The 5,573-nt window shown below is 49.0% G+C and carries 7 protein-coding genes; 2 read left to right on the top strand and 5 right to left on the bottom strand.

Annotated features, from left to right (window positions below; genetic code table 11):
* From POG22_RS16530 to ccmO, 3 genes are all read right to left on the bottom strand, one after another.
* Window positions 1-125: DUF4277 domain-containing protein (locus POG22_RS16530; RefSeq protein ID WP_498906476.1), on the bottom strand; the 125-nt coding region annotated here is incomplete at its 3' end.
* Window positions 126-345: 220 nt separating this feature from the next.
* Window positions 346-1,302, bottom strand: a complete 957-nt coding sequence (gene lipA, locus POG22_RS16535; RefSeq protein WP_063717342.1) for a lipoyl synthase — start codon at window positions 1,300-1,302, stop codon at window positions 346-348.
* A 92-nt stretch (window positions 1,303-1,394) separates the two neighbouring features.
* A complete protein-coding gene (ccmO, locus tag POG22_RS16540) occupies window positions 1,395-2,276 on the bottom strand; it encodes a BMC domain-containing protein (protein WP_498906472.1) in 882 nt (293 codons plus the stop codon).
* A gap of 206 nt (window positions 2,277-2,482) precedes the next feature.
* Between ccmO and POG22_RS16545 the strand changes: the two genes are divergently transcribed.
* Window positions 2,483-3,559 carry a RuBisCO accumulation factor 1 gene (locus tag POG22_RS16545; RefSeq protein WP_063717338.1) on the top strand — a complete coding sequence of 359 codons (1,077 nt, stop codon included), beginning with the start codon at window positions 2,483-2,485 and terminating at the stop codon, window positions 3,557-3,559.
* 4 nt (window positions 3,560-3,563) lie between these two features.
* On the opposite strand, the gene POG22_RS16550 is transcribed toward POG22_RS16545, so the two are convergent.
* Complete coding sequence (locus POG22_RS16550; RefSeq protein WP_063717336.1) at window positions 3,564-4,034, bottom strand: T3SS (YopN, CesT) and YbjN peptide-binding chaperone 1; 471 nt, start codon at window positions 4,032-4,034, stop codon at window positions 3,564-3,566.
* A gap of 669 nt (window positions 4,035-4,703) precedes the next feature.
* Here POG22_RS16550 and POG22_RS16555 point away from each other — a divergent pair.
* A complete protein-coding gene (locus POG22_RS16555; RefSeq protein ID WP_498906474.1) occupies window positions 4,704-5,171 on the top strand; it encodes a hypothetical protein in 468 nt (155 codons plus the stop codon).
* A gap of 290 nt (window positions 5,172-5,461) precedes the next feature.
* On the opposite strand, the gene POG22_RS16560 is transcribed toward POG22_RS16555, so the two are convergent.
* On the bottom strand, window positions 5,462-5,573 hold a 112-nt coding region (locus POG22_RS16560), incomplete at its 5' end, for a transposase (RefSeq protein ID WP_498903168.1).

Consider the following 5,573-nt stretch of genomic DNA (forward strand, 5'->3'; position numbering starts at 1 on the left):
ACCCGCGCTAACTTTTTCCGTCTTTTTTCTCCGAGTAAGTCGTTGACGATTTCGACAATTCCGATTTCGTCAATGATTCCCGCCACTAACCCCAAGTGGTCTAAATTTTTGACCTCTACCGACATAGTCTCTTCCTTTTTCTGATGGCTACATTTTTTGATGATGACAGAAAAGCTTGCCGGAAGTCATTCTGCACATCCTACTATTTTTGTCAAGTCAGTTAGCTCTTGAATGTTATTTTCAAATCAAGGGGTCAGTTGGCTGAGTCGAAATACTTAATTCCTTTCCGATTCAATTTTAATTTATACTACCCATATACTACGTTTGAAGTGCGGAATGTGGGTTTTAAAACTCTAAGCGATCGCCGGATTCAACGATCTTGTCTTCCCCTTCTCCAGCGTGGTAAGAACTGCGAACCAACGGCCCCGATCGCACTTGCGAAAACCCTAATTTACGGGCGAAACCCCCAAGGCGATCGAACTCTTGAGGCGTCCAATATTTCTGGACTGGAAGACGATCGAGAGACGGACGCATATACTGACCTAACGTGACGCGATCGCACCCGACCTTTCGCAAATCTCGCAGGGTTTCGAGAATTTCCGCTTCGGTTTCCCCATGTCCCAACATCAACCCCGATTTCGTGGGAATCCCCGCATCGATTTCTTTCACCGTTCGCAACACTCCCAAAGAGCGATCGTACTTCGCGCCCCGTCGCACCGGATTCTGCAACCGTCGCACCGTCTCGACATTGTGGTTAAAACAGGCAGGTTTCGCGCGAACCACCGTTTCGATACGCTGACGTTGTAACTCGTCGGTAGAAAACTCCGTTGAAGTTCCCCCCCAAAAGTCCGGAGTCAAGACCTCTACCTGAGTCTGGGGATTGAGTTCTCGAACCGCCTCGATGGTTTTGACGAACCACCCAGCGCCCCCATCAGCTAAATCGTCTCGCGCGACAGACGTTAACACGACGTAGCGCAATCTCAACAACCGCACCGACTCAGCCACTTTACGGGGTTCTTCCGGGTCGAGAGGCATCGGCGCGTGTTTCTTGTCCACCTGGCAGAACGCACAAGCTCGGGTACAAACCGGCCCCATCAACAAAAACGTCGCCGTTTTGTTGGCATAGCACTCTCCTCGATTCGGACAGCGACCTTCCTCGCAGATTGTATGAATCTGACGCTGCTTGACGATGCGCTGTACCGTCGAGATTTCACCGGCATTTCCGATCGGACGGCGCAACCAATCCGGCATGGCAGCAACTTCAGCACGTAGTCGAGCAGTTCGAGTCAGATCGGCAGTCATAGGGTTAAAGGAGGTCTGAAACGTCAAAAAGAATTAGGGTAGTGTTGCACTCTAATGATGCTGGTCAGTCAAAATCCTTTGTTCGACGAGCGCTAATCTAACTCGAACGACTGTTCCTGGGGCGGAGATTGCGGCAGTTGACGAGGTTCTTGAAGGGGTTCGGGGCGGATCTCGATTTCTTCGACCTCCTCGACCCGCTCGAGTTCGACGGGGACTTTTTCCAGTTCCGGTAACTTCAACGGTTCGGCTCGTTTCTCTTCTACAGGACTCGACACCAACACCGGCAGCGGTGCTTGTTCGTCAAGCCAATAACTGGCCACCGGAAGCACGTTTTCCAAATCTTCCAGCAATCGGGGAATCACCATCACCGCGTGCAGTTCCCCAATACGTTCGGCTTCGTGCATTCCAGCTTCGATCGCCACGGCGACGTTAGCCACCGTACCGCGTACGATCGCCGTACACAACCCATCTCCAATGGTTTCGTAAGCCGCCAGTTGCACGTCTGCCGATTTCAACATGGCATCGGAAGCCCCCACCATCGCCGGAAAGCCCCGCGTTTCCAACAAACCGATCGCGCGATTGCTCAACCGAGAGTAACCTCGCTGCTTCTGACAGAGTTCCGCCAAGCGACTGCCGAGGGGAAACACCACCTCTAAATTCGGCATCGGACGCGGAATCACTAACTTCGAGACTAACTGTCCGAACTGTTCGGCCGTTTTCGCCCCTTCTTCAACCGCTAAACGCACGTCGGGATAGCGTCCGCGCACGATCGCCGTACAGTAACCGCTGCCGATTTTCTCGTAACCGACAAGGGTTACGTCGGCCGATTTCAGCATCATGTCGGCCGTACCGACGATGGCCGGAAAGCTGCGGGTCGAAACTAAGCCTAAAGCTGTATCTTGAAATTGAAACCGCTCCCGTGGTTTTTGTAGAGGAGTCGTCGCATGAAAACGAGAGATGGGGGGTTGAGACATTGAAACTCGTGGTTGCCAAGCGGCTGCAAACTGCTCGGAAATGCTACGTCAAAACGAACGCCGTTCGCCCCTACTATTGTATCGGCAATCCCGAAGTTGAGGGAGTTCGGGGGTGAAGAAGACTGGGACTTTCCCTCGGGGGCGATCGCTCCCTGCGATTCCTCTTATACTAAAAACGCTTTCGATTCATACATATCTGCCTGGAAATGAGCGAACACAGCCGAGACCGCCTCGAACTGTCTGACGAAGAAGTCCGCGATTTGTTGCGATCGCTCCGTCATAAAGACGGAAATTGGATCGCGTGGGGGAAAGCCTGCCACCAACTCCACAAAGCAGGATACGACCCCAACAATATTTTTGAAGAAACGGGATTTGAAGCGGTCGTCCAAAATCAAGTCATCGTCGCCGCGCAAGTGTATGACAGCATCGTCGAAGTCGGCGTTTCCGATCGCGCCAAAGCCTACAGCGAAGGTCCCCACAGTGACGTTCTCTACGAATTTCGCCTGTTAAACCGCCAACAACGGTCTGCTGCGGTGGAACTGGCTGCCGAAAAACAGTTCGACGTCGACGACGCTCACAGCCTCACCCGCGACATGAAACTGACTTCTCGTCTGTCGAATTTACCAGAGGGCTTTACGTCTCGACCGGGGGATGCAGTTGCCTATCAGTGTTGGCGACAAGCTCGTCAGAAAAAAGACCTCGCCGAGCGAACTCGCCTCATCGCTCGAGGGTTGAAGTTCGTGCAAACCGACGGCGCTCGCCAACAGTTAGAAAAGCTGTTGAGCGAGATTAGCGCTCCGCCGAAATACCAAGCGCCTCGACTGCCCTTTTACCGTCTCGAACAAGAAGACGAACTGCCCCGTCTCGTTCCGGTGGCGGGAGAGTTCCCGCTTTCGGCGTCGGATATCGAAACCCTCTCTCCGGTGACGGCGATCGAACCGTTTCGCATCACCACTGTTCCTCCGAATACCGCTTGCATTCCCGTTCCAGGTTGGCAAGTGGTTCTTAAAGCTGCCGATCCCGTCGCCGTTCTTACGCGCAGTACCGATTTGCCCAACGCTCCCGAGGGCAGAACCGAACAGGTGGTGGTGGTGGTCGATCGCGCTGTGCGAGTGTGGAATCCCAACAGCTACTTTTTGGTCGAAACGGGCGATACTGTCGATGTTGCTTGGTTTGACGAAGCCCCGGCCGAAACTGTTCTCGGACAAGTGGTGTTGATTTTGCGCCCGAAACGGATTCTCGACGAGGGGCATTTAATCCAACCGTGGCAGATGGACGATTGAGCGATTAAGACGAGGCGGCGGTGGGGGAGTATACCTGAAGGCGATCGAGCGCCCGCTGTCCGCCCCAGTTTTTGAGGATGTAGTCGTCGTACTCGTCGGCTACTTCTAACACCGCGTTGACGGAGGCTTCGAGTTCTTTGCGATCGCAGGTCGAGCCAACGATGGTATGCTCGAACAAAATATTACCGTTCGAGTCGAGGGCGAAGGCTCCGAAGCGCATCTGCGCGCTCGCTTCCAGCAGATACTTCATCAGATCTGGGGTGAGGTTCGCGCCTTTGATGACCGACGATCGCGTGTGAATGACGGCTTCGTTGTCTCCCCAGGGAAATACGAACACCTCCACGAGGGCAGATCCTCGGAAAACGCCCAAACCGGGAATGTCGGGACGCGCACAGGGAAGTTTTCCGAACAACTCTCGCATCCATCCGGCGATACGATCGAAACAGGCTTCTTGGACGGCGGTTTCAAATTTCATGATAGTTTCTCGGTGTGGTTTTTCTGCGACGAGTGACGCGACGTATCTTTTAAGCGATCGGGCTAAAATCGAGGTAGAATCGGGTGGGCAGTGTATTCAACTCGTTCGTTTCTGCCACTCTAAACGGCGATCGTCGCGTTTGTTGAACATTTAAAATCGAACTAAATAAGCTGTTTGACGATAAACGTATAAAGCTAAAAAACGTTAGCCTTTTTTTGTTTGCTGTTATTGATACAAGTGGAGTTGAATTGGCGAACTCAAACGAAAATCTATCTCAAATCGATGAAAATCGTATTCTTTCGCTAGCTTCACTCTATCACGGATCGTAACGAACACAATTCTTTTGTCATAAAACAACAAGATCGCATATCAAAACGCAAAACTCTTAAGATTTTAGTTGGGTTTTGAATGAAGTACAAAACATTTGAATTTACCCTATAAAAAACAATTTAAAAACGAAGATAAGATTAAAAATAAAAAATTAAATAAATTTTTTGAAATAGATTCTACGTTCTTAAAGAACAAATAAAAATTTAAAACAGCGAATTACAAATTTCTAGAATAATTATTTTTTTAATGTGACAATTAATAAAAAATTCCTTACCAAAGCAAATCATTATAAAATCTTCACAAGTATACGAAAAGTAAAACCGAGAAATTTAATCAATCGTGTCTCAAAAACAAAACTTCGATCGCGTTAATTTTTCAAGCAATCAAAAACTTGAGATCGTCCGAGCGTTGCTGGAGCGAGGCCGAGTTTCTGAAGATGCTCGAAAAGCATTTCGTATCGCCTATCCCAAAGCATCTGATGCCGCAATTTCTACAGCAGTATTTCATGTTTATGTTGACGGCATATATGCCGCCTTAGACTGGCTCGTTGATGTCGAGCTTTTTTTACAAGATCCTCATCACCGACAGATCGATCGCAGTGAAGTATTTCATCTAATCTACCATCTATATAATTATTTACAATTTATTGAATTGTTGCCAGAGAATCACGACGATTTTCTCGAAAAGATAGAAGATATTCGAGCGGCGATCGAAGCAAGTGATAAATCTTGGGCGCTAAGCAGCCTTGACGACTTGAGTGACCAAGTTAAAGGGAGTGTTTCTCCACCCAATTTTTGGAAAGATTAATCGATTAAAAATTCATACGGAATCCAGGTTTAAAAACCCTGTTTTGCGGCCTTCGTCGTAAATTCCCTGTACGCCAGGACTTAAATCGATTTTGGGCGATCGCGTTAAAAGGGGTTATGGTGTGCGGATTCCGTATCAGTAGGTTATCTGTAGTGTTCGGGAGCTTGAAAACGGAATCCGTAACGAAAAATACAAAATCGAAAAAGATGACGTTGTGGAGGCGATCGCCCCTTTTTGTTGAAATTTCGGTATTTTAACAATATCGGCTCTTCCGAACTTAAGATGCAGAATCAATCTGAAAAAATCATAGAAAGCTGACTCCTAAGCTCAAAGTTGCAGAAATTACGAAATCCATAAGCTTTGCGTTTAATCAGCTTTAACTTGTTGTTTAAACCTTCCACA

Source organism: Geitlerinema sp. CS-897, assembly GCF_028368005.1.
Lineage (GTDB): Bacteria > Cyanobacteriota > Cyanobacteriia > Cyanobacteriales > Geitlerinemataceae > Baaleninema > Baaleninema simplex.